This is a genomic window from Bradyrhizobium sp. CCBAU 45394 (assembly GCF_028128655.1).
Lineage (GTDB): Bacteria > Pseudomonadota > Alphaproteobacteria > Rhizobiales > Xanthobacteraceae > Bradyrhizobium > Bradyrhizobium diazoefficiens.
In genome coordinates, this window is the sequence record NZ_LBIX01000168.1 from 128255 (window position 1) to 150912 (window position 22658).

The following is a 22658-nucleotide window of genomic DNA, read 5'->3' on the forward strand; positions in this document are numbered from 1 at the left end:
CGGCTCCGTTACTTCTTCTTGCCTTCCTTGCGGAAGATGAATTCGCCAACATACTTCACGCCCTTGCCCTTGTAGGGCTCCGGCGGGCGGTATGAGCGGATTTCGGCCGCGACCTGGCCGACGCGTTGAATGTCGCTGCCCGTCACCGTGATTTCGGTCGGCTTCGGCACCGTGATCGTGATCCCTTCGGGGATCGTGTAGATCACGTCGTGGCTGTAGCCGAGCGCGAGCTGCAGGTTCTTGCCCTGCATCGCGGCGCGGTAGCCGACGCCGGTGATCTCGAGCTTCTTCTCGAAGCCCTTGGTGACGCCTTCGACCAGATTCGCGACCTGGGCGCGAGCGGTACCATACAGCGCCCGGGCTCGGTTGGTCTCGAGCCGCGGCTTGACCTTGATCTGGCCGCTCTCGAGCTTCACCTCGACGTCGTCATGGACGACGAACTGAAGCTGGCCCTTGGGCCCCTTCATCTTGACGGTCTGCCCGTCGACGGTCGCGGTAACACCCGACGGAACCGCCACAGGCCTTTTGCCAACACGTGACATGGATCAAAAATCCTTCTCAGAACACCGTGAAGAGGACTTCACCGCCCACATTCGCGTCGCGCGCGCTGTGGTCGGCCATGATCCCCTTCGGCGTCGACAACACCGAAATGCCGAGCCCGTTGTTGACCCGCGGCAGGTTCTTCACCGAGGCGTAAACACGACGCCCGGGCTTGGAAACACGTTCGATCTCGCGGATGACGGGCTCGCCGTCGAAATACTTCAGCTCGATCTCGATCTCGCTGCGGCCCGAGGAGTGCTCGACCGTGGCATAGCCGCGGATGTAGCCCTCGCTCTTGAGCACCTCGAGCACGTTCTCGCGCATCCGCGAGCCCGGCGTGGAGACCTTGGTCTTGGAGCGCATCTGCGCGTTGCGGATGCGGGTGATCAGATCGCTGATTGGATCGTGCGTAGACATCTAAACGACCCTCCTTACCAGCTCGACTTCACGAGGCCCGGGACCATGCCCTTGGAGCCAAGTTCGCGCAGCGCGATACGGGACAGCTTGTTCTTGCGGTAGTTCGAGCGCGGACGGCCCGACAGCTCGCAACGAAGACGCACGCGGGTCGCCGACGAATTGCGCGGCATCTCGGCGAGCTTCAGGGTCGCGGCGAACCGCTCCTCCATCGGCAACGTCTTGTCGGCGATGATCGCCTTCAACCGCTCGCGCTTCGGGGCGGCGTTCTTCACCATCCGCTTGCGCCGGTTGTTCTTCTCGATTGAACTCTTCTTTGCCATGCTTGGCTCCTGGGTATCCGCGTTTGAGAGGCTTTAGGTCAGCGTCTCACTGCCGGAACGGGAAATTGAAAGCGGTCAACAAGGCCCTCGCCTCTTCGTCGGTCTTGGCCGTGGTGCAGACGGTGATGTCCATACCGCGGGCTTCCGTGACCTTGTCGAAGTCGATCTCGGGGAAAATGATGTGCTCCTTGATGCCGAGCGAGTAGTTGCCCCGGCCGTCGAAGCTCTTCGGGTTCAGGCCGCGGAAGTCGCGGACGCGCGGCAGCGCGACCGTCACCAGGCGGTCGATGAACTCGTACATGCGGGCCTTGCGCAGCGTGACCTTGCAGCCGATCGGCTGGTTCTCACGCAGCTTGAAGGTCGCGATCGCGATGCGCGAATAGGTCACGATCGCCTTCTGGCCGGCGATCTGGGTCAGCTCGGCAGCGGCGGTCTCGGCCTTCTTGCGGTCGTTGACGGAATCGCCAACGCCCATGTTCAGCACGACCTTGTCCAGGCGCGGAACCTGCATGACGTTCTCGTAACCGAACTTCTCGGTCATCGCCGTGCGGATCTTCGCATCGTATTCCGCGCGCAGGCGCGGCGTGTAAGCAGCCTCAGCCATCGATCTCAGCTCCCGAGCTCTTGGCGATGCGGACCTTCTTGCCGTCCGCCAGAATCTTGAATCCGACGCGGGTCGGCTTTCCGTCCTTGCCGACATACGCGATGTTGGACAGTTGGATCGGCGCCTCTTTCGAGATGATGCCGCCCTCCTGGGCCTGCGTCTGCTTCTGGTGACGCTTGACCATGTTGATGCCGCGCACGAGCGCCGTACCGGCGTCGGGGCGAACCTCGAACACTTCGCCGGTGCGACCCTTGTCGCGACCGGTCAGCACGACGACCTTGTCGCCCTTGCGGATCTTCGCAGCCATCACAGCACCTCCGGCGCGAGGGAAATGATCTTCATGTGATTCTTGGCGCGCAGCTCGCGCGGCACGGGCCCGAAGATACGGGTGCCGACCGGCTCGGACTGGTTGTTGATCAGCACGGCGGCGTTGCGGTCGAAGCGGATGACCGAACCGTCGGCGCGGCGGATGTCCTTGCGGACGCGCACCACGACGGCCTTCATCACGTCGCCCTTCTTCACCTTGCCACGCGGAATCGCTTCCTTGATCGAGACGACGATGATGTCGCCGATCGTGGCGTAGCGGCGCTTGGAGCCCCCGAGCACCTTGATACACATGACACGGCGTGCGCCAGAATTGTCGGCCACGTCGAGGTTGGTCTGCATCTGAATCATTGATGCACCTCGTCCTCTTCTCTCTTGCGCCAGCCCAGCCGGCGCTCAACATTTCCCTGAAGACAGTCGGCTAAAGCCAACAGATCAGGCGCTTTTCTTGTGTTCGCCCCGGATCACGACCCAGCGCTTCAACTTCGAAATCGGCTTCGATTCCTCGATCCAAACCATGTCGCCCGGCTTGAACTCGTTGTTCTCGTCGTGCGCGTGGTAGTTCTTCGAACGGCGGATCGTCTTCTTGTAGATCGGGTGCGTGAAGCGGCGATCGACGCGCACAACGACCGTCTTGGCTGTCTTGTCGCTGACGACCACGCCCTGCAAAGTACGTTTCGGCATCTTCGTAAGCCTCTTACTTCTTCTTCGCGCGCGTCTGCGCGGCGACGGTCTTGATCCGGGCGATGTCGCGGCGAGCCTCGCGCAGGCGCGAGGTGTTCTCGAGCTGCCCGGTGGCGCGCTGGAAGCGCAGGTTGAAGCGCTCCTTCTTCAGGTTCAGGATGGCGTCATCCTGCTGGTCGGGGCTCATCGCGCGGATGTCTTCGATCTTCATCTGGGCCATGGCCATTACTCCGCAATGCGCTCGACGAAGCGCGTCTTGATCGGCAGCTTGGCGGCCGCCAGGGTCAGCGCCTCACGCGCCGTCTGGGTGTTGACGCCGTCGATCTCGAACAGCACCCGGCCCGGCTTGACGCGCGCCACCCACAGTTCCGGCGAACCCTTGCCGGAACCCATGCGGACTTCGGCCGGCTTCTTCGACACCGGAAGGTCGGGGAACACGCGGATCCAGACGCGGCCGGCGCGCTTCATGTGACGGGTCAGCGCGCGGCGAGCGGCTTCGATCTGGCGCGCGGTGACGCGCTCAGGCTCGGTCGCCTTCAGGCCGTACTGGCCGAACGCCAACGTCGCGCCCGAAGACGCAACGCCGTGGATGCGGCCCTTATGCGCCTTCCGGAACTTCGTTTTCTTAGGTTGCATCATGGCTTTAAGCCCTCAAATTCCTGTGCTGGCTCAGACCGCAGCGTTGTCGCGGCGCTGACGGCCACCACGATCACCACCGCCGCCGGTCTCGCCTTCGGCCATTCTCTTGTCCTGGGCCATCGGATCGTGCTCGAGGATCTCGCCCTTGAAGATCCAGACCTTGACGCCGCAGGTGCCGAAGGTCGTGAACGCGGTCGCAACGCCGTAGTCGATGTCGGCGCGCAGCGTGTGCAGCGGCACGCGACCTTCGCGGTACCACTCCATGCGCGCGATTTCCGCACCGCCCAGACGTCCCGAGCAGTTGATGCGGATGCCTTCCGCGCCGAGACGCATCGCCGACTGCACGGCGCGCTTCATGGCACGGCGGAACGCCACGCGGCGCTCCAGCTGCTGCGCGATCGACTCGGCCACCAGCGTCGCATCGAGCTCCGGCTTGCGGATCTCGACGATGTTGATGACGACATCGGACGAGGTGATGTCCGCGACCCGCTTACGCAGCTTGTCGATGTCGGCGCCCTTCTTGCCGATCACCACGCCCGGACGGGCCGAGTGAATGGTGACGCGGCACTTCTTGTGCGGACGCTCGATCACGATGCGGGCGACGGCCGCCTGCTTGAGCTCCTTGTGCAGGATCTCACGGATCTTGACGTCCTCGTGCAGCAGCTTGCCGTATTCCTGCTTGCCGGCGAACCAGCGGGAATCCCAGGTCCGGTTGATGCCGAGACGCAGACCGATCGGATTGATCTTTTGACCCATCGTTTTCTCCTGCGACCCTTAAGCCGCTGCTGCTTCGGCTTCGACCTGACGAACAATGATCGTCAGCTGCGAAAATGGTTTGTAGACACGGCCCGAGCGGCCACGGCCGCGGGCGGCAAAGCGCTTCATCACGAGGCCGTTGCCGACGAAAGCCTGCGCCACGACGAGATCGTCAACATCGAGGTCGTGGTTGTTCTCGGCATTGGCGATAGCTGATTCCAGGCACTTCTTCACGTCAACCGCGATCCGCTTGCGCGAAAACTGCAGGTCGGCGAGCGCAGCAGCCGCCTTCCGGCCGCGAATGAGCTGGGCGACCAGGTTGAGCTTCTGCGGGCTCACCCGCAGCATCCGGGCGACCGCCTTGGCCTCGTTCTCGGCGAGGCTCCGTTCGCGCTTAGGTTTGCTCATCGTTTAATCCTCAAGCCTTCTTGGCTTTCTTGTCACCGGAGTGGCCATGGAAGGTCCGGGTCGGCGAGAACTCGCCGAACTTGTGACCGACCATTTCCTCGTTGACGGCCACCGGCACGTGCTTCTGACCGTTGTAGACGCCGAAGGTCAGACCGACGAACTGCGGCAGGATCGTCGAACGACGGCTCCAGATCTTGATGACGTCGTGACGGCCGGACGCGCGCGCGGCATCTGCCTTCTTGAGCAGAGAACCCTCGACGAACGGGCCTTTCCAGACTGAACGAACCATGTCCGGCGTTCCTTACTTCTTCCGCTTGTGGCGGCTTAGGAGAATGAATTTGTTGGTCGACTTGTTGGAGCGGGTCTTCTTGCCCTTGGTCGGCTTGCCCCACGGAGTAACCGGGTGGCGACCGCCCGAGGTACGACCTTCACCACCGCCGTGCGGATGGTCGATCGGGTTCATCGAAACACCGCGGTTGTGCGGCTTGCGACCCAGCCAACGGTTGCGGCCGGCCTTGCCGATCGAGGTGTTCATGTGATCAGGGTTCGACACCGCGCCGATCGTGCCGCGGCAACGGCCGTGCACCAGGCGCTGCTCACCCGAGTTCAGGCGGATGATGACGTAGTCCTGGTCGCGACCGACGAGCTGGGCGTAGGTGCCCGCGGAACGGGCGAGCTGGCCGCCCTTCCCGATCTTGACCTCGATGTTGTGGATGATCGTGCCGACCGGCATGTTGCCGAGCGGCATGACGTTGCCCGGCTTCACGTCGACATAGTTGCCAGCCACCACGGAATCGCCGACCGCAAGGCGCTGCGGCGCCAGGATATAGGCCTGGGTGCCGTCTTCGTACTTGACCAGTGCGATGAACGCAGTGCGGTTCGGATCGTATTCCAACCGCTCGACGGTCGCGGGCGCATCGACCTTGTCGCGCTTGAAGTCGACGATGCGCAGGGTCTGCTTGTGACCGCCGCCGCGGAAGCGCACGGTGATGCGACCGGTGTTGTTGCGACCGCCGGAGGAATGCTTGCCTTCGGTGAGGGCCTTGACCGGCTTGCCCTTGTACAGGGCCGAACGATCGACCATGACCAGCTGGCGCTGGCCCGGCGTCGTGGGATTGAATGTCTTCAGTGCCATCGTCGTACGACCTTACAGACCGGTGGTTACGTCGATCCGGTGGCCCTCTTCGAGGGTCACGATCGCGCGCTTGGTGTTCGACTGCGAACCGAGGTTGCCGCGGAAGACCTTGGTCTTGCCCTTGCGGACCAGCGTGTTGACGCTCTTGACCTTGACGTCGAACAGCTTCTCGATCGCTTCCTTGATCTGCGGCTTAGTCGCCTTCGCGGCCACCTTGAACAGGACCTTGTTGTGCTCGGACGCCAGCGTCGCCTTTTCGGTGACGACCGGAGCAACGATCACGTCGTAGTGGCGAGGCTCAATGTTCTTCGTCATTTGAAGCGCGCCTCCAGCGCATCGATGGCGGCCTTGGTCAGAACGAGCTTCTGACGGCGCAGGATGTCATAGACGTTGATGCCCTGGATCGGCAGCACGTCCATGTTAGGGATGTTGCGAGCCGCGGCGGCAAAGCCGTTGTTGAGCTCGGCGCCGTCGATGATCAGCGCGTTGGTCAAGCCCAGACCCGAGAAGTGACCGAGCAGCGCCTTGGTCTTGGCGGCTTCCAGCGCGGCCTTGTCGATCACCAGCAGATCACCGTCCTTGGCCTTGGCCGACAGCGCATGCTTGAGAGCCAGCGCGCGGACCTTCTTCGGCAGGTCGGTGGCGTGCGAACGCACCACCGGACCGAAGGCGCGGCCACCGCCACGGAACTGCGGCACGCGGGCCGAGCCGTGACGAGCACCGCCGGTGCCCTTCTGCTTGTACATCTTCTTGCCGGTGCGCCAGATCTCGGCGCGGCCCTTGGCCTTGTGGGTGCCGGCCTGGCGCTTGTTGAGCTGCCACTGCACGCAACGCGCAATGATGTCCTGGCGCGGCTCGAGACCGAAAATGGCGTCGGAAAGCTGGACCGAGCCGGCTTCCTTACCTTCGAGGGTGGTGACCTTCAATTCCATCTCACGCACCCTCCTGCTGGGCCGCAGCCTCGGCTTCGCCACCCGCAACCTTGAACTTGCCGGGCTTCGGAGCTTCCTTCGGCAGCGGCTTCTTGACGGCGTCGCGCACGCGGATCCAGCCGCCCTTGGAGCCGGGAACGGCGCCTTCGACGAGGATCAGGCCGCGCTCGACGTCGAGCTGAACGACTCGAAGGTTGAGCGTGGTGATGCGGTCGACACCCATGTGGCCGGGCATCTTCTTGTTCTTCCAGGTCTTGCCGGGATCCTGACGACCACCGGTCGAACCGATCGAACGGTGCGAGATCGACACACCGTGCGTGGCGCGCAGACCGCCGAAGTTCCAGCGCTTCATGCCGCCGGCGAAGCCCTTACCGACCGAGGTGCCGGTGACGTCGACGAACTGGCCAACCACGAAATGATCGGCCTGGATCTCGGCGCCGACCGGGATCATGGCATCCGCGGTGACGCGGAATTCCTCGACCCGGCGCTTCGGCTCGACCTTGGCGACCGCGAACTGGCCGCGCTCCGCCTTGGGCATGTAAACGGTCTTGCGGCTGCCAGAACCGAGCTGGAGCGCGACGTAACCGTTCTTCTCTTCGGTACGGTGGCCTACGACCTGGCAATTGCCGAGCTTCAGCACGGTCACGGGGATATGTTCGCCGGCCTCCGTGAAGACCCGCGTCATCCCGACCTTTTGTGCGATCACTCCGGAGCGCATCGGCTTGCTTCCTGTTCTTTCTGTCCGCTTACGCGAACGGGATCCAAAAATCTTAGAGCTTGATCTCGACGTCGACACCGGCGGCCAGATCGAGCTTCATCAAAGCATCGACGGTCTGCGGGGTCGGATCGACGATGTCGAGCAGGCGCTTGTGAGTGCGCATCTCGAACTGTTCGCGGCTCTTCTTGTCGACGTGGGGCGAACGGTTGACGGTGAACTTCTCGATGCGGGTGGGCAGCGGAATGGGTCCGCGGACCTGCGCGCCGGTGCGCTTCGCCGTGTTCACGATCTCGCGGGTCGACGTATCGAGGATACGATGGTCGAACGCCTTGAGACGGATACGAATGTTTTGGCCGTTCATTGCCGTGGTCTCTCTTCAGTGGGTGGCGAATAGCGAATAGCGAATGTCACCATTCGCTACTCGCCGATCCCTATTCTCGTATTACTCGATGATCGAGGCGACGACGCCGGCGCCGACGGTACGACCGCCCTCGCGGATCGCGAAGCGGAGCTTCTCTTCCATCGCGATCGGCACGATCAGGTGCACTTCCATCGCGATGTTGTCGCCCGGCATCACCATCTCGGTACCTTCCGGCAGATGCACGACACCGGTCACGTCGGTGGTGCGGAAGTAGAACTGCGGACGGTAGTTGGTGAAGAACGGGGTGTGGCGACCGCCCTCTTCCTTGGTGAGGATGTAGGCCTCAGCCTTGAACTTGGTGTGCGGCTTGACCGAACCCGGCTTCGCCAGCACCTGGCCGCGCTCGACGTCCTCGCGCTTGGTGCCGCGGAGCAGAGCGCCGATGTTGTCGCCGGCCTGGCCCTGATCGAGCAGCTTGCGGAACATTTCGACGCCGGTGACGGTGGTCTTCTGGGTCGCACGCAGACCGACGATCTCGATTTCCTCGCCGACCTTGACGATGCCGCGCTCGACACGGCCGGTCACCACGGTGCCGCGGCCCGAGATCGAGAACACGTCTTCAACCGGCATCAGGAACGGCTGGTCGATCGGACGCTCCGGCTGCGGGATGTACTCGTCGACGTTGCGCATCAGCTCGAGGATGGCGTCGTGGCCGAGCTTCTTGTCCGAATCTTCGAGAGCGGCGAGCGCCGAGCCCTTGATGATCGGGATCTTGTCGCCCGGGAATTCGTACTTCGAGAGCAGTTCGCGGACTTCGAGCTCGACGAGCTCGAGCAGCTCCGGATCGTCGACCATGTCGCACTTGTTGAGGAACACGACGAGCGCGGGCACGCCGACCTGGCGGGCGAGCAGGATGTGCTCGCGGGTCTGCGGCATCGGGCCGTCAGCGGCCGACACGACCAGGATCGCACCGTCCATCTGGGCGGCGCCGGTGATCATGTTCTTCACGTAGTCGGCGTGGCCGGGGCAGTCGACGTGGGCGTAGTGGCGGTTCTTGGTCTCGTACTCGACGTGCGCGGTCGAGATCGTGATGCCGCGCGCCTTCTCTTCCGGCGCCTTGTCGATCTGGTCGTACGCGGTGAACGTTGCACCGCCGGTCTCGGCGAGGATCTTGGTGATCGCCGCGGTCAGCGACGTCTTGCCATGGTCGACGTGACCGATGGTGCCGATGTTGCAGTGCGGCTTGTTACGTTCAAACTTTGCTTTGGCCATTTGACTCTCCGTTCAATCGTCAGCTTGAGACCGACGACAATCAGGCAAACTTCTTTTGGACTTCTGCCGACACGTTGGCCGGCGCTTCTGCGTAGTGATCGAACTGCATGGTGAAGGTTGCGCGCCCCTGGCTCATCGAGCGCAGGTTATTCACGTAACCGAACATGTTCATGAGCGGCACCATCGCGTTGATGACGTTGGCGTTGCCGCGCATGTCTTGACCCTGGATCTGACCGCGCCGGGAATTCAGGTCGCCGATGACCGAGCCGGTATAGTCTTCCGGGGTCACCACTTCGACCTTCATGATCGGCTCGAGCAGCACGGACTTGCCCTTCTGCAAGGCTTCGCGGAATGCCGCGCGCGATGCGATTTCGAAGGCGAGCGCCGACGAGTCGACGTCGTGGTACTTGCCGTCGACGAGCTGAACCTTGACGTCGACCACGGGGAAGCCCGCGACGACACCAGAGCTCATCACGCTGTTGAGGCCCTTTTCGACGCCGGGGATGTATTCCTTCGGAACCGCACCGCCGACGATCTTGGACTCGAACTCGTAGCCCTTGCCGGGCTCGTTCGGCTCGACCACGATCGACACTTCCGCGAACTGACCGGTACCGCCGGTCTGCTTCTTGTGGGTGTACTTGACCTCGGCCTTCTTGGTGACGCGCTCACGGAACGCAACCTGCGGCGCGCCGATGTTGGCGTCGACTTTGTAGGTGCGCTTGAGGATGTCGACCTTGATGTCGAGATGGAGTTCGCCCATGCCCTTGAGGATGGTCTGGCCGGACTCCTGGTCGGTCGACACGCGGAAGGACGGATCCTCCGCCGCGAGCTTGGCCAGCGCCACGCCCAGCTTCTCCTGGTCGGCCTTGGACTTCGGCTCGATCGCGATCTCGATGACCGGCTCGGGGAATTCCATCTTCTCCAGGATCACCTGCTTGTCGGGATCGCACAGCGTGTCACCGGTGCGCGCTTCCTTCAGGCCGGCCAGGGCGACGATGTCGCCGGCATAGGCTTCCTTGATGTCTTCGCGGTTGTTCGCATGCATCAGCAGCATGCGCCCGATGCGCTCCTTCTTCTCGCGGGTCGAGTTCACGACGCCGGTGCCGCTCTGCAGAACGCCGGAGTAGATGCGGCAGAAGGTGATGGTGCCGACGAACGGGTCGTCCATGATCTTGAACGCGAGCAGCGCGAGCGGCTCCTTGTCGTCGGCCTTGCGCACGACCTCGTTGCCGCGGTCGTCGGTGCCCTTGATCGCGGGCACGTCGATCGGCGACGGCAGGTAGTCGACGACGGCGTCGAGCAGCGGCTGCACGCCCTTGTTCTTGAAGGCCGAGCCGCACAGCACGGGATAGAACGCGCCGGTCAGCACCGCCTTGCGGATCAGGCGCTTCAGGGTCGCTTCGTCCGGCTCGTTGCCGTCGAGGAAGGCGGCCAATGCGTCGTCGTCGAGCTCGACGGCGGCTTCCACCATCTTCTCGCGGTATTCCTTGGCCTGCTCGACGAGGTCTTCCGGAATGTCGACATAGTCGAACTTCGCGCCGAGCGATTCATCGTTCCAGACGATGCCCTTCATCTTCACGAGGTCGACGAGACCCTTGAAGTTGTTCTCGGCACCGATCGGAAGCTGGATTGCGATCGGCTTGGCGCCGAGGCGGTCAACGATGTCGGCCAGACACTTGAAGAAGTCGGCGCCGGTCTTGTCCATCTTGTTGGCGAAGACGATGCGCGGAACCTTGTACTTGTCGCCCTGGCGCCAGACGGTCTCGGTCTGGGGCTCGACGCCCTGGTTCGAGTCCAGCACGCAGACGGCGCCGTCGAGCACGCGCAGCGAACGCTCGACTTCGATGGTGAAGTCGACGTGGCCGGGAGTGTCGATGATGTTCAGGCGCTTGCCGGCCCAGAAGGCGGTGGTCGCAGCCGAGGTGATCGTGATGCCACGCTCCTGCTCCTGCTCCATCCAGTCCATCGTCGCGGCACCTTCGTGCACTTCGCCGATCTTGTGGCTCTTGCCGGTGTAATAGAGGATGCGCTCGGTCGTCGTGGTCTTGCCGGCGTCGATATGCGCCATGATACCGAAATTACGGTAGTCCTCGATGGCATGTTGGCGGGGCATGGGTCGTTCCTTGCGAGTCCGAGTGTGTCGCCGTTACCAGCGATAGTGCGAGAAGGCGCGGTTGGCTTCCGCCATCCGGTGCACGTCTTCACGCTTCTTGACGGCGTTCCCCCGGTTATTCGATGCGTCCAAGAGCTCCGCCGAGAGCCGCTCGGTCATCGTCTTCTCGTTGCGCTCGCGCGCGGCCGAGATCAGCCAGCGAATGCCCAGGGCCTGCCGGCGGGTCGAACGAACCTCGACCGGAACCTGGTAGGTCGCGCCGCCGACGCGGCGGGAGCGAACCTCGATCGTCGGCATGACGTTCTCGAGCGCCTGCTCGAACACGCCGAGCGGGTTCTGCTTGGTCTTGGTTTCGATGATGCCGAGTGCACCGTAGACGATGCCTTCGGCGACCGACTTCTTGCCGGCGTACATCACCGAGTTCATGAACTTCGTGATCACGATGTTCCCGAACTTCGGATCCGGGAGAACTTCGCGCTTTTCCGCTGAGTGGCGACGAGACATGGACGTGGTTCCCGCTTACTTCGGACGCTTGGCGCCGTACTTCGAACGACGCTGCTTACGGTTCTTGACGCCCTGGGTATCCAGAACGCCGCGGAGGATGTGGTAGCGCACGCCGGGCAAGTCCTTGACGCGGCCGCCGCGGATCATGACCACCGAGTGCTCCTGGAGGTTATGGCCCTCGCCGGGGATGTAGCCGATCACCTCGAAGCCGTTGGTCAGGCGCACCTTGGCAACCTTACGAAGCGCCGAGTTCGGCTTCTTCGGGGTCGTGGTGTAGACGCGGGTGCAAACACCACGCTTCTGAGGCGACTGCTGCAGCGCCGGCACCTTCTTGCGCGACTTCTGCACTTCCCGCGGTTGAGCGATCAGCTGGTTGATCGTCGGCATCCTGGCCTTACCCTTTGTTCTGCCGCGGCCCCTTCCGGGTCCGCTGTCTTGCCGCGGCCCGTTGCCGGAACCGCAAATTCGTTTCGAGCCACCCGCTCGATGGGCCCGCCTTCCGCGGAACAATCCGCACAAAGCGAAATTGCGCCAACCGCTCCATCACCGAGCGGAAAGCGTTACGACGCCACAGAGGACCGCAGTTTCCGGGTCAATCAGCGTAAAGCTGTGGCCCGCGCACTGAGGTCATGCATCCGAATTCGATCTCAAGAGAACAAGCTCAAGAGAACTAGAATCGCACTGGCATTGCCTAGCTATGATCGACAGCGTTTGAGCGGCATTCGTCGAGGTTGGTGCCCGTCTTCAACGATCCCTTGTGGATCTAATCCTTGGGGATCAACGGGTGGCCCGTTCCGACGTTGGCGATGCTCACCGCCTGTCGTTAAGTGAGGCGCTTTCTATAAGTGGGAATCGATCAAGTCAAGGCGAAACGACAGTCACAAAGCGCTTCTCGCGCCTATGGAATTCGCCCGTTTGCCGCCCTCACCGCGCTTCCATGATGTGGGAACGACGAGCCCATTCCGCTAGCCCTAGATCTATTTGTGCCCGGGTGAAATATACTTTTATAACCCGCGCTAAGGCTTTTTTTCCTGTTGATGCGTCAAACTGCCGCCTTCGGCGGGGATTGGCGCCATGCGGTACACCGACATTGCCATTATCGGCGGGGGATTGTCCGGCTCAACCGCCGCCGCAATGCTCGGCCGCGCCGGCATTTCGACGGTGCTGATCGATCCGCATGAGAGCTATCCGGCGGACTTTCGAGTCGAAAAACTCAGCGGCCACGAGCAGGTCGAGCGATTCCTGAAGACCGGAATCGCAGAATCAGTGCTGGGCCGCGCGACCTTTGCCGGCGAGAACTGGATCGCCCGCTTCGGCCGCCTGCTCGACAAGGCGCCGAGCCGGCAGTTCAACATCCTCTACGATTCGCTGGTCAACGCGGTCCGCGACGAAATCCCTGCCACCGTCGAGCGCGTCTGCGCCAAGGCCCTGGCGGTCGAGACCAGTCCGGAGCGGCAGAAGATCACGCTCGCCAACGACGAGACGATCTCGGCCCGCCTGGTCGTGCTCGCCAACGGCCTGAACGTCGGCCTGCGCCACCAGCTCGGCATCGCCCGCAAGGTCATCAGCGCCTGCCATTCGATCTCGATCGGGTTCGACGTGATGCCTGCGGGTCGGAATTCGTTCGACTTCCCGGCGCTGACCTATTTCTCGGAGCGGCCGAGCGACCGCACCCCCTACATCTCGCTGTTTCCAGTCGGCACGCGGATGCGCGCCAATCTGTTCGTCTACCGAAGCTTCGACGATCCCTGGCTGCGCGAGCTGCGCCGTGCACCAGCTGAGACGCTGGACGCCACCCTGCCCCGGCTCAAGCGCATCACCGGCGCCTTCGACATCCCCGGTGAGCTGAAGGTCCGCCCGGTCGATCTCTACGTGAACGACCCTCGCGGTCAGCCCGGAATCGTGCTGGTCGGGGATGCCTTCGCGACCTCGTGCCCCGTCGCCGGCACCGGCTGCGACAAGGTCTTCACCGACGTCGAGCGGCTCTGCAACGTCTACATCCCGCAGTGGCTTTCCTCCGACGGGATGAATGCGGCCAAGATCGCCGGCTTCTACGCCGATCCGGTCAAGCAAGCTTGCGATCAATGGTCGGCGGCGAAGGCGTTCGACTTCCGCTCAGTCTCGATCGCGACGAGCCCTTACTGGACGGCGCAGCGCTGGGCGCGCTTCATCGCCTGGTCGGCTCAAGGGCTGCTGCGGCCGCTTGGAGGAGCGTTCCATCTGGAGCCGAACTTCCTCGGTCACTCCTCCTCGTCGTCCTCGTCCTCATCATCCTCGAGGTCGTCTTCATCCTCGTCATCGTCGCTGTCGTCGTCGGCCTGAGCCACAGCGCCATGCGGCTGGTGGATCTGGTCGTTCCACAGCTTGCGATAGGTACCGTTCCTGGCGAGCAGTTCGGCATGCGACCCGCGCTCGATCGCCCTGCCCCCTGAAATCACGATGATCTCGTCCATCTCGACCACCGAGGTCAGGCGGTGGGTCGACCAGATCATGGTGCGGCCCTTGGCGACCTTGAGCAGCGTGCGGTTGATCGCGGCCTCCGTGGTCTGGTCGAGCGCCGAGGTGGCTTCGTCCAGCAGCAGCACGGACGGGTTGCGGATGATCGCGCGCGCGATCGCGATGCGCTGGCGCTGGCCGCCCGACAGAGTATCGCCGCGCTCGCCGACCGGCGTGTCGTAGCGTTGCGGCAGGCTCATGATGTAGCGATGGATCTCGGCCTTCTTGGCCGCCTCCTCCACCTCCGCGTCGGTCGCGCCCTCCTTGCCGAGCCGGATGTTCTCGCGGATCGACATGTTGAACAGCATGTTCTCCTGGAACACCACCGCCATGCTCCGGCGCAGCGAATCCAGCGTCACCTTGCGGACGTCGACGCCGTCGATGGTGACGCGCCCCTCGTCGGGCACGTAGAGCCGCAGGATCAGGTTGAGCAGCGTGCTCTTGCCGGAGCCCGAGGGGCCGACGATGGCGATGCTCTTGCCGACATTGAGCTTGAGGCTGAGATTGTCCAGCACCGGCGTCTGGCTGCCTTCGTACTGGAAGGTGACGCGGTCGAAGGTGATGTCGTGGGTAATGCGCGGCAGATCGGGCGCGCCGGCACGATCTGCCCCGCGCGTCGGCTCGTCGAGCAGCTCCTGGATGTGCCGGATCGCGGCGGCCGAGGAGATCGACACCGGGATGAAATGCATCACATGGGCGATGTTGTAGGAGACCTCCCAGAACGCGCTCTCGAAGGTGACGAAGGTGCCGATGGTGATCTGGCCCTTGGTCGCCAGATACGCACCGATTGCCAGCACAACGAGATGCAGGAGCAGCACCGAGATGGTGACCGTCCGCTCCACCATGGTCGACAGGAACGCGGCTGAGGCGATCCTGTTGCGGGTTTCGTCGTTGCGGAAGGTGAAGAAGCCGAACATCCGGCGTTGCAGGCTGAACGCCTTGATCACGGCCTGCGCCGCCACGTTCTCCTGCACCATGCCGAGCAGCGCGGATTCATTGAGCTTCTGCTCGTAGTTGGCCTGCACCGCCTTCGGCGTGAGCATGCGCGGCCCGATCAGCGTGATCGGAAATACCAGGAGCGCGACCACCGCGAGCTGCCAGTTCAGGAACACCATCAGGATGATGCCGGCGAACAACTCCAGGAACGGCAGCGCCGCGCTGTTGGCGAAGGTCTTGACCGAGCCCTCGAAGGCCGCGAGGTCGACGGAAAAGCGCGACAGGATCTCGCCGCGCTTGGTGCGGCCGAAATAGGCCGCCGGCAGGTCCTGGACGTGCTCGAACAGGTGCTTGCGGACGTCGGAGATGATGCAGGCCGCGAGCCGCGCATCCCAGCGCTCATACCAGACCGCCACGATCGAGGTGAAGATGCCGGCGGCCGCGAGCACGCCGAGGATCTTGTACAGCGCCTGGAAATCCTCCTCGCCGAGCGCGTCGTCGATCAGGAACTTCAGGCTGAGCGGCATGATGACGTTGAACAGCGTCTCGACGACGACGCCGAACGCCACGAACGACAGCATCCGCTTGTAGCTGGCCAGATAGGGCTTGACGAAACCCAGGATGGTGGCGAGCGCGCCGGCGGCCTCGCGCGCGGTAAAGACGACGAGGTCCTCGTCCTCGTCGTCGTCATCGAGCTCCAGCTCGTCATCCTCCTCGTCCTCGTCGTCCTCGTCGTCTTCGAGGTCCGGCTTGGCGGTGGGGGCAAGCTTGTCGAGCTCGGCCGCCTCTTCCACGGGGGGCTTCTGTTTGTCGGGAGAAGGAGGCTTGGACGCCATGAAACCAACGGATGCTGACGGCCGGCATGACCGCAGAGAAAGCAGGAAATAGCGGCAACCGCTATTGCACTGATTCTATGCGATCAGAATGAATTCGGCAAAGCAATTGGCGAATCCGGTCCGATCGTTGCGGCTAGTCGTCGTCCTCGTTTTCGACCTTGTCGAAGAAGGAGTAGCGCAGACTGTCGGCGTCGGCATACCACTGGCCCGGCCCCTTGTTGGCGGCGAGCGTCGCCTCCCAGAGCGCATCGGTGCAGTCCCTGCGGTGCATCGACAGATCGAACCCATTGCCGAAGAACAGTTCGGACCATTCCCACCAGGTGCCGAGCTTCTTGACCCCGCGCAGGAGGTCGTAGCGGTCGATCACGGCCGAGGCCATGTCCGAGGTGATCGAGCCGAACACGAGGCCGGTCTTGACGACGCGGTTGAGCTCGCGGATCGCGCGGACTACCTGCTTCGGGGAAACGTGGCAAAGACTGGTCTCGAACACGAAGTCGAAGGCGCCGTCCTTGAACGGCATGTCGGTGATCGAGCCGAGCTTGTTGTATTTCTTCAGCGCCTTCGGCGTTTTGGCGTGGATGGCGCGGTTGTTCTCGATGCCGAAGGCATCGATGCCGCGCTCGCGCAGCGCGCCAACCAGCTCGCCACTGGCCGAGCCCGCGATCAGCAGCTTCGCGCCCTTGGCCTTGCCCCAGACGATACCGATCAACTTGGTCAGGTAATCGGGATCGGTGAAATGGCGCCACGCCTCGCTATAGGGGCCGAGGCCGCGATAGTTCTCGAAATAGTCGCGATCGATCCTGTCGGAGAGCGGCTTGTCGTCCTGCGCGCGCTCGCGGCGCAGGCGCATCATCTCGGTGAGGATAATGTCGGTCGCCGCGTCCGAGGAGTCGAGCAAGCCGTTCAGCGTCGAGTCGAACAGATAGTCGCCGACCACGACGATGCCGGGATGCTCCTTCGGCTCGGGCCGGTGGTTGGTCATGACGTCGCGCACCGGCAGGCCGCCGGGAATCGCGTTCACCGACGACAGCCAGCGGTGGATCTTGCCTTCCATGAAATGCGCGCGCGCATCGCCGAGCGAGGCCGGCAGCGATTTCAGCGCGGCGTCGATCAATTCCTGGTCCGACAGGTTGGCGAAGGCCAGCGCGTCGGAGCCGGGAATGAGCCAGTTCAACACGCCGTGCTTGCCGACGTCGTGGCGCGCGCCCTCATTGTAGACGCAGCAACCGCCGAAGGCCTCCGACATGAACCAGGCGCCGGCAATCTTGTCGCCCCAGAACGGCGTGTCGAACAGGATCGAGACGCGCAGATAATGCGCCGGACGGTCGAAATACGAGACGTGCTTGACCATCGACTTGCGGAGCTGCTCGCCTTCCCAGCCCATGGTCGCGAGCCAGGAATGCGGCAGGCAGACCAGCACGAGATCGAAATCGCGCGTCTCCGGCCCCTTGCCGTTCATCATCTTGAGCTGGTAGCGGCCGGTCGGCGCCTTGCCGACGGCGAGCACGCGGTGATTGAGCTGGATGTCGGCATTGACCTCCGACTGCAGGCACTCGATCAACTGCTCGTTGCCGTTCTGGATCGAATAGAGGCCGATATAGCCGTCGACATCCATCAGGTAGTTCTTGAGCGCGTTGAGGCCATTGGTGTTGTGGCTCTCGGTCGCGATGTCGGAGCGCGCCATCACCTTGAAGAAGCGCTTTGCGGTCTCGTCCTCGACCTCCTCGTCGAGCACCTGCTCGGCGGTCTTGTAGGCCCAGGGATTCTCGTTGTCGTGCGCGCCGACGCCCTCGTAATATTCGATCGGCGACATCGCCTCGGTGCAGCGCTTGCGGAACGCCTCGATCGCGGCCGCGGTCTTGGCGCCATATTTGCGGCGCATGCCCGGCACGTCGTTCAGCAGCTCGCCGCCGAACTGCACCTGCTCGGCATCCATCGGAATGGTCTGAAGCCCGAAATGCTGGATCAGCTCGCGCAGCGGATCCGGACCGGTCATCGAGTAGTCGTAGATCTCGGCAACGCCGGCCTCGTACATCGCCGGCGCCGAATCGAATTTGCGGGTGACGATCTTGCCGCCGAGCCGATCGGACGCCTCGTAGATGGTGACGCGGCAGAGGTCGCCGAGCTTACGCTTCAGATACCAGGCGCTCATCAGCCCGCCGGGGCCGCCGCCTACGATTGCGAGATCAAGCATGTGAGTTCCGTGGTCTCCGGCCCTGCCCCCGTCACGGGACCACCGGTCTAAACTCCCCTAGCAGAAGCGCTTTTACGCCTGAAGGAAAGATGAACAAAGGTTGATCCTGCACCGCAACAGGGAAACAAAGCAGCAAAAAGGCCGGCTTGCGCCGGCCTTTTCATTGTCCTCGGTATTCCTACGGATGAACGATCATTCCGCAGGCGGCAGCGCAGGAAGCTCCGCTTCCGGCGCCGGCGACACGACGGCCGCCTGCTTCTCGCGCTCGTCCAGGATCAACTTGTCGCGCTTCATCGCGACTTCGCGGATCTTGGCCATGGAGGCGCCGGTGCCCGCCGGGATCAGCCGGCCGACGATGACGTTCTCCTTGAGGCCTTCGAGCGGATCGACCTTACCGTTGACCGCCGCTTCCGTGAGGACGCGGGTGGTCTCCTGGAACGAGGCCGCCGAGAAGAAGGAGCGGGTCTGGAGGCTCGCCTTGGTGATGCCGAGCAGAACCGGCGTCCCCGTGGCGATCTTCTTGCCCTCTTCCTTGGCCTTCTCGTTGAGCGCGTCGAACTCGATCTTGTCGACCTGCTCGCCGGAGATCATGTCCGTGTCGCCCTGGTCGGTGACTTCCACCTTCTGGAGCATCTGACGGACAATCACCTCGATGTGCTTGTCGTTGATGAGCACGCCCTGGAGCCGGTAGACCTCCTGGATCTCGTTGACCAGATAGGCCGCGAGTTCCTCGATGCCCTTGACCGCCAGGATGTCGTGCGGCGCCGGGTTGCCTTCCACGATGAAGTCGCCCTTTTCGACGACGTCGCCGTCCTGAAGGTGGATGTGCTTGCCCTTCGGGATCAGGTACTCGCGCGGCTCGTCGGTCTTGTCCATCGGCTCGATCGAGATGCGACGCTTGTTCTTGTAGTCGCGCCCGAACCGGATGGTGCCCGCGATTTCGGCGATGATCGCCGCATCCTTCGGACGCCGTGCCTCGAACAGTTCCGCCACCCGCGGCAGACCGCCGGTGATGTCACGCGTCTTGGCGCTTTCGGTCGAGACACGGGCGAGGATGTCGCCCGGCGCAACCTTGGCTCCGATGTCGACCGAGAGAATGGCGTCGACCGACAGCATGTAGCGGGCATCGCCGCCACGGGCGAGCTTGAGCACCTTGCCGTCCTTGCCCTTGACCACGATGGCCGGACGCAGGTCCGAGCCGCCGCGGGTCGAGCGCCAGTCGATGACCACGCGCTTGGCGATGCCGGTGGCTTCGTCGAGCGTTTCCGAGATCGACTGCCCCTCGACCAGATCCTCGAAGCCGATGGTACCTTCGACTTCGGTGAGCAGCGGACGGGTGTAGGGATCCCACTCGACGATGCGCTGGCCACGCTTGACCATGTCGCCCTCGTCGACGTGCAGGCGCGAGCCGTACTGAATACGGTGCGTCGCGCGCTCGGTGCCGTCGGCATCGACGATCGCCACCACCATGTTGCGCACCATCGCGATCAGGTGGCCTTCGCTGTTGCGGGCGATGGCCTTGTTCCGGATCACGATCTTGCCGTCGAAGTTGGATTCGACGAACGACTGCTCGTTGAGCTGCGCCGCACCACCGATGTGGAAGGTGCGCATGGTGAGCTGGGTGCCCGGCTCGCCGATCGACTGCGCCGCGATGACGCCGACCGCTTCGCCGTGGTTGACCGGCGTGCCGCGGGCGAGGTCGCGGCCGTAGCACTTGCCGCAGATGCCGTTGACGAGTTCGCAGGTCAGTGCCGAGCGGATCTTCACCTCCTGGACGCCACCCTGGTGGATGGCATCGAGGTGGCTCTCTTCCATCAGCGTACCGCGCTTGATGATCACCTTGCCCGAGCTGTCACGCACGTCTTCGCAGGCCGTGCGTCCGAGGATGCGCGAGCCGAGCGAAGCGACTACGGTGCCGGCATCGACGATGGCGCGCATCTTGATGCCGAGCTTGGTGCCGCAGTCGTCCTGCGTGATGATGCAGTCCTGCGCGACGTCGACGAGACGACGGGTCAGGTAGCCCGAGTTCGCGGTCTTCAACGCGGTGTCCGCGAGGCCCTTGCGGGCGCCGTGGGTCGAGTTGAAGTACTCGAGCACCGAGAGGCCTTCCTTGAAGTTCGAGATGATCGGCGTCTCGATGATCTCACCCGACGGCTTGGCCATCAGGCCGCGCATGCCGGCGAGCTGGCGCATCTGGGCCGGCGAACCGCGGGCACCGGAGTGAGCCATCATGTAGATCGAGTTGATGTCGGCATCGGCTCCGCTCGCCGTCTTCTTGGTGGCGGAGATCTCCTTCATCATCGCCTTGGCGATTTCTTCCGTGGCCTTCGACCAGGCGTCGACGACCTTGTTGTACTTCTCGCCATGGGTGATCAGGCCGTCGTTGTACTGCTGCTCGAAGTCCTTCGCCAGCGTACGGGTGGTGTCGACGATCTTCCACTTGCCGTGCGGCACGACCATGTCGTCCTTGCCGAACGAGATGCCGGCCTTGAACGCGTTGTAGAAGCCGAGCGCCATGATGCGGTCGCAGAAGATCACCGTCTCCTTTTGGCCGCAGTGACGGTAGACCTGGTCGATCACGCCCGAGATCTCGCGCTTGGTCATCAGCTTGTTGATGATCTCGTACGAAATCCGCGGGTTCTTCGGCAGCAGATTGCCGAGCATGACGCGGCCCGCGGTGGTCTCGATCCAGCGCGTCGAGACCTTGCCGGTCTCGTCCATGCCCTGCCACCGATACTTGATCTTGGTGTGGAGGTGGATGACCTTCGCGTGCAGCGCGTGCTCGAGCTCGGCCATGTCGCCGAAGATCTTGCCCTCGCCGGGCAGGCCTTCGCGCATGATCGAGACGTAGTAGAGACCGAGCACGATGTCCTGCGACGGCACGATGATCGGCTGGCCGTTCGCGGGATGCAGGATGTTGTTGGTCGACATCATCAGGACGCGCGCTTCCAGCTGCGCTTCAAGCGACAGCGGAACGTGCACGGCCATCTGGTCGCCGTCGAAGTCGGCGTTGAACGCGGCGCAGACCAGCGGATGCAGCTGGATCGCCTTGCCCTCGATCAGCACGGGCTCGAACGCCTGAATGCCGAGACGATGCAGCGTCGGCGCGCGGTTGAGCAGCACCGGATGCTCGCGGATCACCTCGTCCAGGATGTCCCAGACCTCGGGCCGCTCCTTCTCGACCAGCTTCTTGGCCTGCTTCACGGTGGTGGACAGGCCCTTGGCGTCAAGCCGCGAATAGATGAACGGCTTGAACAGCTCGAGCGCCATCTTCTTCGGCAGGCCGCACTGATGCAGGCGCAGCTCGGGACCGACCACGATCACCGAACGGCCCGAATAGTCGACGCGCTTGCCGAGCAGGTTCTGGCGGAAGCGGCCCTGCTTGCCCTTGAGCATGTCGGCGAGCGACTTCAGCGGGCGCTTGTTGGCGCCCGTGATGACGCGGCCGCGGCGGCCGTTGTCGAACAGAGCATCGACCGCTTCCTGAAGCATGCGCTTCTCGTTGCGGATGATGATGTCGGGCGCGCGCAGCTCCATCAGCCGCTTCAAGCGGTTGTTGCGGTTGATGACGCGGCGGTAGAGGTCGTTGAGGTCCGAGGTCGCGAAGCGGCCGCCGTCCAGCGGCACCAGCGGACGCAGGTCCGGCGGGATCACCGGAACCACGGTCATGATCATCCATTCCGGCTTGTTGCCGGAGTGGCGGAACGCTTCGACGATCTTCAGGCGCTTTGCGAGCTTCTTGTGCTTGATGTCGGAGTCGGTCTCCTGCATCTCGACGCGCAAGGAGGCCTCGAGCTTCTCGAGGTCCATGCCCTTGAGCAGCTCGCGGATCGCTTCGGCGCCGATCATGGCGGTGAAGGAATCCTGGCCGTACTCGTCCTGCGCCTTCAGATACTCGTCTTCCGACAGCAGCTGACGGTCCTTCAGCGCGGTGAGGCCCGGCTCCAGCACGACGTAGTATTCGAAGTAGAGGATCCGCTCGAGATCCTTCAGCGTCATGTCGAGCAGGAGGCCGATGCGCGAGGGCAGCGACTTCAGGAACCAGATGTGGGCGACCGGGGCTGCGAGCTCGATATGGCCCATGCGCTCGCGCCGCACGCGCGACAGCGTGACCTCGACCGAGCACTTCTCGCAGATGATGCCCTTGTACTTCATGCGCTTGTACTTGCCGCACAAGCACTCGTAGTCCTTGATCGGCCCGAAGATGCGGGCGCAGAACAGGCCGTCGCGCTCGGGCTTGAAGGTACGGTAGTTGATGGTCTCCGGCTTCTTGATCTCGCCGTAGGACCAGGACAGAATCTTCTCTGGAGACGCGATCGAGATCCGGATCTGGTCGAAGACCTGAGCCGGAGTCGTCGGATTGAAGAGATTCATAATTTCTTGGTTCATCGTCTTCTCCTCGCGTGCCGGTCGCCTCCGGCCGCAAATTCGAAAATCACTCAAGCGGGGCGCCCTGCCCTCAAGGCATT

General features: G+C 63.3%; 25 protein-coding genes. 1 reads left to right on the forward strand and 24 read right to left on the reverse strand.

Going from position 1 to position 22658, the window contains the following annotated elements; genetic code table 11:
* Positions 1-8 precede the first annotated feature (8 nt).
* The 21 genes from rplF to rpsL all read right to left on the reverse strand — a co-directional run bounded on the left by rplF (position 9) and on the right by rpsL (position 12114).
* Positions 9-542: a 50S ribosomal protein L6 gene (gene rplF / locus WN73_RS25665; RefSeq protein WP_011088138.1), complete on the reverse strand. Its 534-nt coding sequence runs from the start codon at positions 540-542 to the stop codon at positions 9-11.
* Positions 543-558: 16 nt separating this feature from the next.
* On the reverse strand, positions 559-957 hold the full coding sequence (gene rpsH / locus WN73_RS25670; RefSeq protein ID WP_011088139.1) for a 30S ribosomal protein S8: 399 nt from the start codon (positions 955-957) through the stop codon (positions 559-561).
* Between the two features lie 14 nt (positions 958-971).
* Entirely contained in the window at positions 972-1277 is a 306-nt protein-coding gene (rpsN, locus tag WN73_RS25675; RefSeq protein ID WP_011088140.1) for a 30S ribosomal protein S14, read from the reverse strand.
* Positions 1278-1323: 46 nt separating this feature from the next.
* Positions 1324-1881, reverse strand: coding sequence for a 50S ribosomal protein L5 (rplE, locus tag WN73_RS25680; RefSeq protein WP_011088141.1), 558 nt, complete (start codon positions 1879-1881; stop codon positions 1324-1326).
* Positions 1874-2188: a 50S ribosomal protein L24 gene (rplX, locus tag WN73_RS25685; RefSeq protein WP_011088142.1), complete on the reverse strand. Its 315-nt coding sequence runs from the start codon at positions 2186-2188 to the stop codon at positions 1874-1876. The genes rplE and rplX overlap by 8 nt, the downstream gene beginning before the upstream one ends.
* Complete coding sequence (rplN, locus tag WN73_RS25690) at positions 2188-2556, reverse strand: 50S ribosomal protein L14 (protein ID WP_007603030.1); 369 nt, start codon at positions 2554-2556, stop codon at positions 2188-2190. The genes rplX and rplN overlap by 1 nt, the downstream gene beginning before the upstream one ends.
* A gap of 84 nt (positions 2557-2640) precedes the next feature.
* The gene (rpsQ, locus tag WN73_RS25695; protein WP_011088143.1) at positions 2641-2889 is read right to left on the reverse strand and encodes a 30S ribosomal protein S17; all 249 of its coding nucleotides are present in this window, start codon (positions 2887-2889) and stop codon (positions 2641-2643) included.
* A 13-nt stretch (positions 2890-2902) separates the two neighbouring features.
* Complete coding sequence (rpmC, locus tag WN73_RS25700; protein ID WP_011088144.1) at positions 2903-3109, reverse strand: 50S ribosomal protein L29; 207 nt, start codon at positions 3107-3109, stop codon at positions 2903-2905.
* 5 nt (positions 3110-3114) lie between these two features.
* Positions 3115-3528, reverse strand: coding sequence for a 50S ribosomal protein L16 (rplP, locus tag WN73_RS25705; protein WP_008549252.1), 414 nt, complete (start codon positions 3526-3528; stop codon positions 3115-3117).
* Between the two features lie 30 nt (positions 3529-3558).
* Positions 3559-4284, reverse strand: a complete 726-nt coding sequence (gene rpsC, locus WN73_RS25710; protein ID WP_011088146.1) for a 30S ribosomal protein S3 — start codon at positions 4282-4284, stop codon at positions 3559-3561.
* Positions 4285-4302: 18 nt separating this feature from the next.
* Positions 4303-4692 carry a 50S ribosomal protein L22 gene (gene rplV / locus WN73_RS25715; RefSeq protein WP_011088147.1) on the reverse strand — a complete coding sequence of 130 codons (390 nt, stop codon included), beginning with the start codon at positions 4690-4692 and terminating at the stop codon, positions 4303-4305.
* Positions 4693-4702: 10 nt separating this feature from the next.
* Positions 4703-4981: a 30S ribosomal protein S19 gene (gene rpsS, locus WN73_RS25720; protein ID WP_008136357.1), complete on the reverse strand. Its 279-nt coding sequence runs from the start codon at positions 4979-4981 to the stop codon at positions 4703-4705.
* 12 nt (positions 4982-4993) lie between these two features.
* Complete coding sequence (gene rplB / locus WN73_RS25725) at positions 4994-5827, reverse strand: 50S ribosomal protein L2 (RefSeq protein WP_011088148.1); 834 nt, start codon at positions 5825-5827, stop codon at positions 4994-4996.
* Positions 5828-5839: 12 nt separating this feature from the next.
* Complete coding sequence (locus WN73_RS25730; RefSeq protein ID WP_011088149.1) at positions 5840-6142, reverse strand: 50S ribosomal protein L23; 303 nt, start codon at positions 6140-6142, stop codon at positions 5840-5842.
* Positions 6139-6759, reverse strand: coding sequence for a 50S ribosomal protein L4 (rplD, locus tag WN73_RS25735; protein ID WP_011088150.1), 621 nt, complete (start codon positions 6757-6759; stop codon positions 6139-6141). Before rplD ends, WN73_RS25730 begins: the two co-directional genes overlap by 4 nt.
* A gap of 1 nt (position 6760) precedes the next feature.
* Positions 6761-7477: a 50S ribosomal protein L3 gene (gene rplC / locus WN73_RS25740; protein ID WP_011088151.1), complete on the reverse strand. Its 717-nt coding sequence runs from the start codon at positions 7475-7477 to the stop codon at positions 6761-6763.
* A gap of 52 nt (positions 7478-7529) precedes the next feature.
* On the reverse strand, positions 7530-7838 hold the full coding sequence (gene rpsJ / locus WN73_RS25745) for a 30S ribosomal protein S10 (RefSeq protein WP_002712302.1): 309 nt from the start codon (positions 7836-7838) through the stop codon (positions 7530-7532).
* An 81-nt stretch (positions 7839-7919) separates the two neighbouring features.
* The gene (gene tuf, locus WN73_RS25750) at positions 7920-9110 is read right to left on the reverse strand and encodes an elongation factor Tu (protein WP_011088152.1); all 1191 of its coding nucleotides are present in this window, start codon (positions 9108-9110) and stop codon (positions 7920-7922) included.
* Between the two features lie 40 nt (positions 9111-9150).
* Positions 9151-11223 (reverse strand): elongation factor G, encoded by a 2073-nt coding sequence (gene fusA / locus WN73_RS25755; RefSeq protein WP_011088153.1) that lies wholly within the window; start codon positions 11221-11223, stop codon positions 9151-9153.
* 33 nt (positions 11224-11256) lie between these two features.
* Positions 11257-11727 carry a 30S ribosomal protein S7 gene (rpsG, locus tag WN73_RS25760; RefSeq protein ID WP_011088154.1) on the reverse strand — a complete coding sequence of 157 codons (471 nt, stop codon included), beginning with the start codon at positions 11725-11727 and terminating at the stop codon, positions 11257-11259.
* 15 nt (positions 11728-11742) lie between these two features.
* Positions 11743-12114, reverse strand: a complete 372-nt coding sequence (gene rpsL, locus WN73_RS25765; protein WP_007603006.1) for a 30S ribosomal protein S12 — start codon at positions 12112-12114, stop codon at positions 11743-11745.
* Between the two features lie 687 nt (positions 12115-12801).
* Between rpsL and WN73_RS25770 the strand changes: the two genes are divergently transcribed.
* The gene (locus WN73_RS25770) at positions 12802-14049 is read left to right on the forward strand and encodes an FAD-dependent oxidoreductase (protein WP_028171392.1); all 1248 of its coding nucleotides are present in this window, start codon (positions 12802-12804) and stop codon (positions 14047-14049) included.
* Here WN73_RS25770 and WN73_RS25775 read toward each other — a convergent pair.
* The 3 genes from WN73_RS25775 to rpoC form a co-directional block, all read right to left on the reverse strand.
* Complete coding sequence (locus tag WN73_RS25775) at positions 13968-15995, reverse strand: ABC transporter ATP-binding protein (RefSeq protein ID WP_028171391.1); 2028 nt, start codon at positions 15993-15995, stop codon at positions 13968-13970. The two genes, WN73_RS25770 and WN73_RS25775, sit on opposite strands and share 82 nt — an antisense overlap.
* A 133-nt stretch (positions 15996-16128) precedes the next feature.
* Positions 16129-18189 carry an FAD-dependent oxidoreductase gene (locus WN73_RS25780; protein ID WP_011088157.1) on the reverse strand — a complete coding sequence of 687 codons (2061 nt, stop codon included), beginning with the start codon at positions 18187-18189 and terminating at the stop codon, positions 16129-16131.
* A 192-nt stretch (positions 18190-18381) separates the two neighbouring features.
* A complete protein-coding gene (gene rpoC / locus WN73_RS25785; RefSeq protein WP_028171390.1) occupies positions 18382-22578 on the reverse strand; it encodes a DNA-directed RNA polymerase subunit beta' in 4197 nt (1398 codons plus the stop codon).
* Positions 22579-22658: the final 80 nt, after the last annotated feature.

Excerpts from the sequence above, each read along its gene's own strand:
- rpsH (WP_011088139.1), bottom strand. The coding sequence starts at position 957 with ATGTCTACGCACGATCCAATCAGCGATCTGATCACCCGCATCCGCAAC.
- rplF (WP_011088138.1), bottom strand. The coding sequence starts at position 542 with ATGTCACGTGTTGGCAAAAGGCCTGTGGCGGTTCCGTCGGGTGTTACC.
- rpsL (WP_007603006.1), bottom strand. The coding sequence starts at position 12,114 with ATGCCGACGATCAACCAGCTGATCGCTCAACCGCGGGAAGTGCAGAAG.
- rpsJ (WP_002712302.1), bottom strand. The coding sequence starts at position 7,838 with ATGAACGGCCAAAACATTCGTATCCGTCTCAAGGCGTTCGACCATCGT.
- WN73_RS25730 (WP_011088149.1), bottom strand. The coding sequence starts at position 6,142 with ATGACGAAGAACATTGAGCCTCGCCACTACGACGTGATCGTTGCTCCG.
- rpsC (WP_011088146.1), bottom strand. The coding sequence starts at position 4,284 with ATGGGTCAAAAGATCAATCCGATCGGTCTGCGTCTCGGCATCAACCGG.
- WN73_RS25775 (WP_028171391.1), bottom strand. The coding sequence starts at position 15,995 with ATGGCGTCCAAGCCTCCTTCTCCCGACAAACAGAAGCCCCCCGTGGAA.
- rplC (WP_011088151.1), bottom strand. The coding sequence starts at position 7,477 with ATGCGCTCCGGAGTGATCGCACAAAAGGTCGGGATGACGCGGGTCTTC.
- rpmC (WP_011088144.1), bottom strand. The coding sequence starts at position 3,109 with ATGGCCCAGATGAAGATCGAAGACATCCGCGCGATGAGCCCCGACCAG.
- rplV (WP_011088147.1), bottom strand. The coding sequence starts at position 4,692 with ATGAGCAAACCTAAGCGCGAACGGAGCCTCGCCGAGAACGAGGCCAAG.
- rplX (WP_011088142.1), bottom strand. The coding sequence starts at position 2,188 with ATGGCTGCGAAGATCCGCAAGGGCGACAAGGTCGTCGTGCTGACCGGT.
- rplB (WP_011088148.1), bottom strand. The coding sequence starts at position 5,827 with ATGGCACTGAAGACATTCAATCCCACGACGCCGGGCCAGCGCCAGCTG.
- rplD (WP_011088150.1), bottom strand. The coding sequence starts at position 6,759 with ATGGAATTGAAGGTCACCACCCTCGAAGGTAAGGAAGCCGGCTCGGTC.
- rpsG (WP_011088154.1), bottom strand. The coding sequence starts at position 11,727 with ATGTCTCGTCGCCACTCAGCGGAAAAGCGCGAAGTTCTCCCGGATCCG.
- rplN (WP_007603030.1), bottom strand. The coding sequence starts at position 2,556 with ATGATTCAGATGCAGACCAACCTCGACGTGGCCGACAATTCTGGCGCA.
- rpsS (WP_008136357.1), bottom strand. The coding sequence starts at position 4,981 with ATGGTTCGTTCAGTCTGGAAAGGCCCGTTCGTCGAGGGTTCTCTGCTC.
- rpoC (WP_028171390.1), bottom strand. The coding sequence starts at position 22,578 with ATGAACCAAGAAATTATGAATCTCTTCAATCCGACGACTCCGGCTCAG.
- fusA (WP_011088153.1), bottom strand. The coding sequence starts at position 11,223 with ATGCCCCGCCAACATGCCATCGAGGACTACCGTAATTTCGGTATCATG.
- WN73_RS25770 (WP_028171392.1), top strand. The coding sequence starts at position 12,802 with ATGCGGTACACCGACATTGCCATTATCGGCGGGGGATTGTCCGGCTCA.
- WN73_RS25780 (WP_011088157.1), bottom strand. The coding sequence starts at position 18,189 with ATGCTTGATCTCGCAATCGTAGGCGGCGGCCCCGGCGGGCTGATGAGC.
- rpsN (WP_011088140.1), bottom strand. The coding sequence starts at position 1,277 with ATGGCAAAGAAGAGTTCAATCGAGAAGAACAACCGGCGCAAGCGGATG.
- rplP (WP_008549252.1), bottom strand. The coding sequence starts at position 3,528 with ATGATGCAACCTAAGAAAACGAAGTTCCGGAAGGCGCATAAGGGCCGC.
- tuf (WP_011088152.1), bottom strand. The coding sequence starts at position 9,110 with ATGGCCAAAGCAAAGTTTGAACGTAACAAGCCGCACTGCAACATCGGC.
- rpsQ (WP_011088143.1), bottom strand. The coding sequence starts at position 2,889 with ATGCCGAAACGTACTTTGCAGGGCGTGGTCGTCAGCGACAAGACAGCC.
- rplE (WP_011088141.1), bottom strand. The coding sequence starts at position 1,881 with ATGGCTGAGGCTGCTTACACGCCGCGCCTGCGCGCGGAATACGATGCG.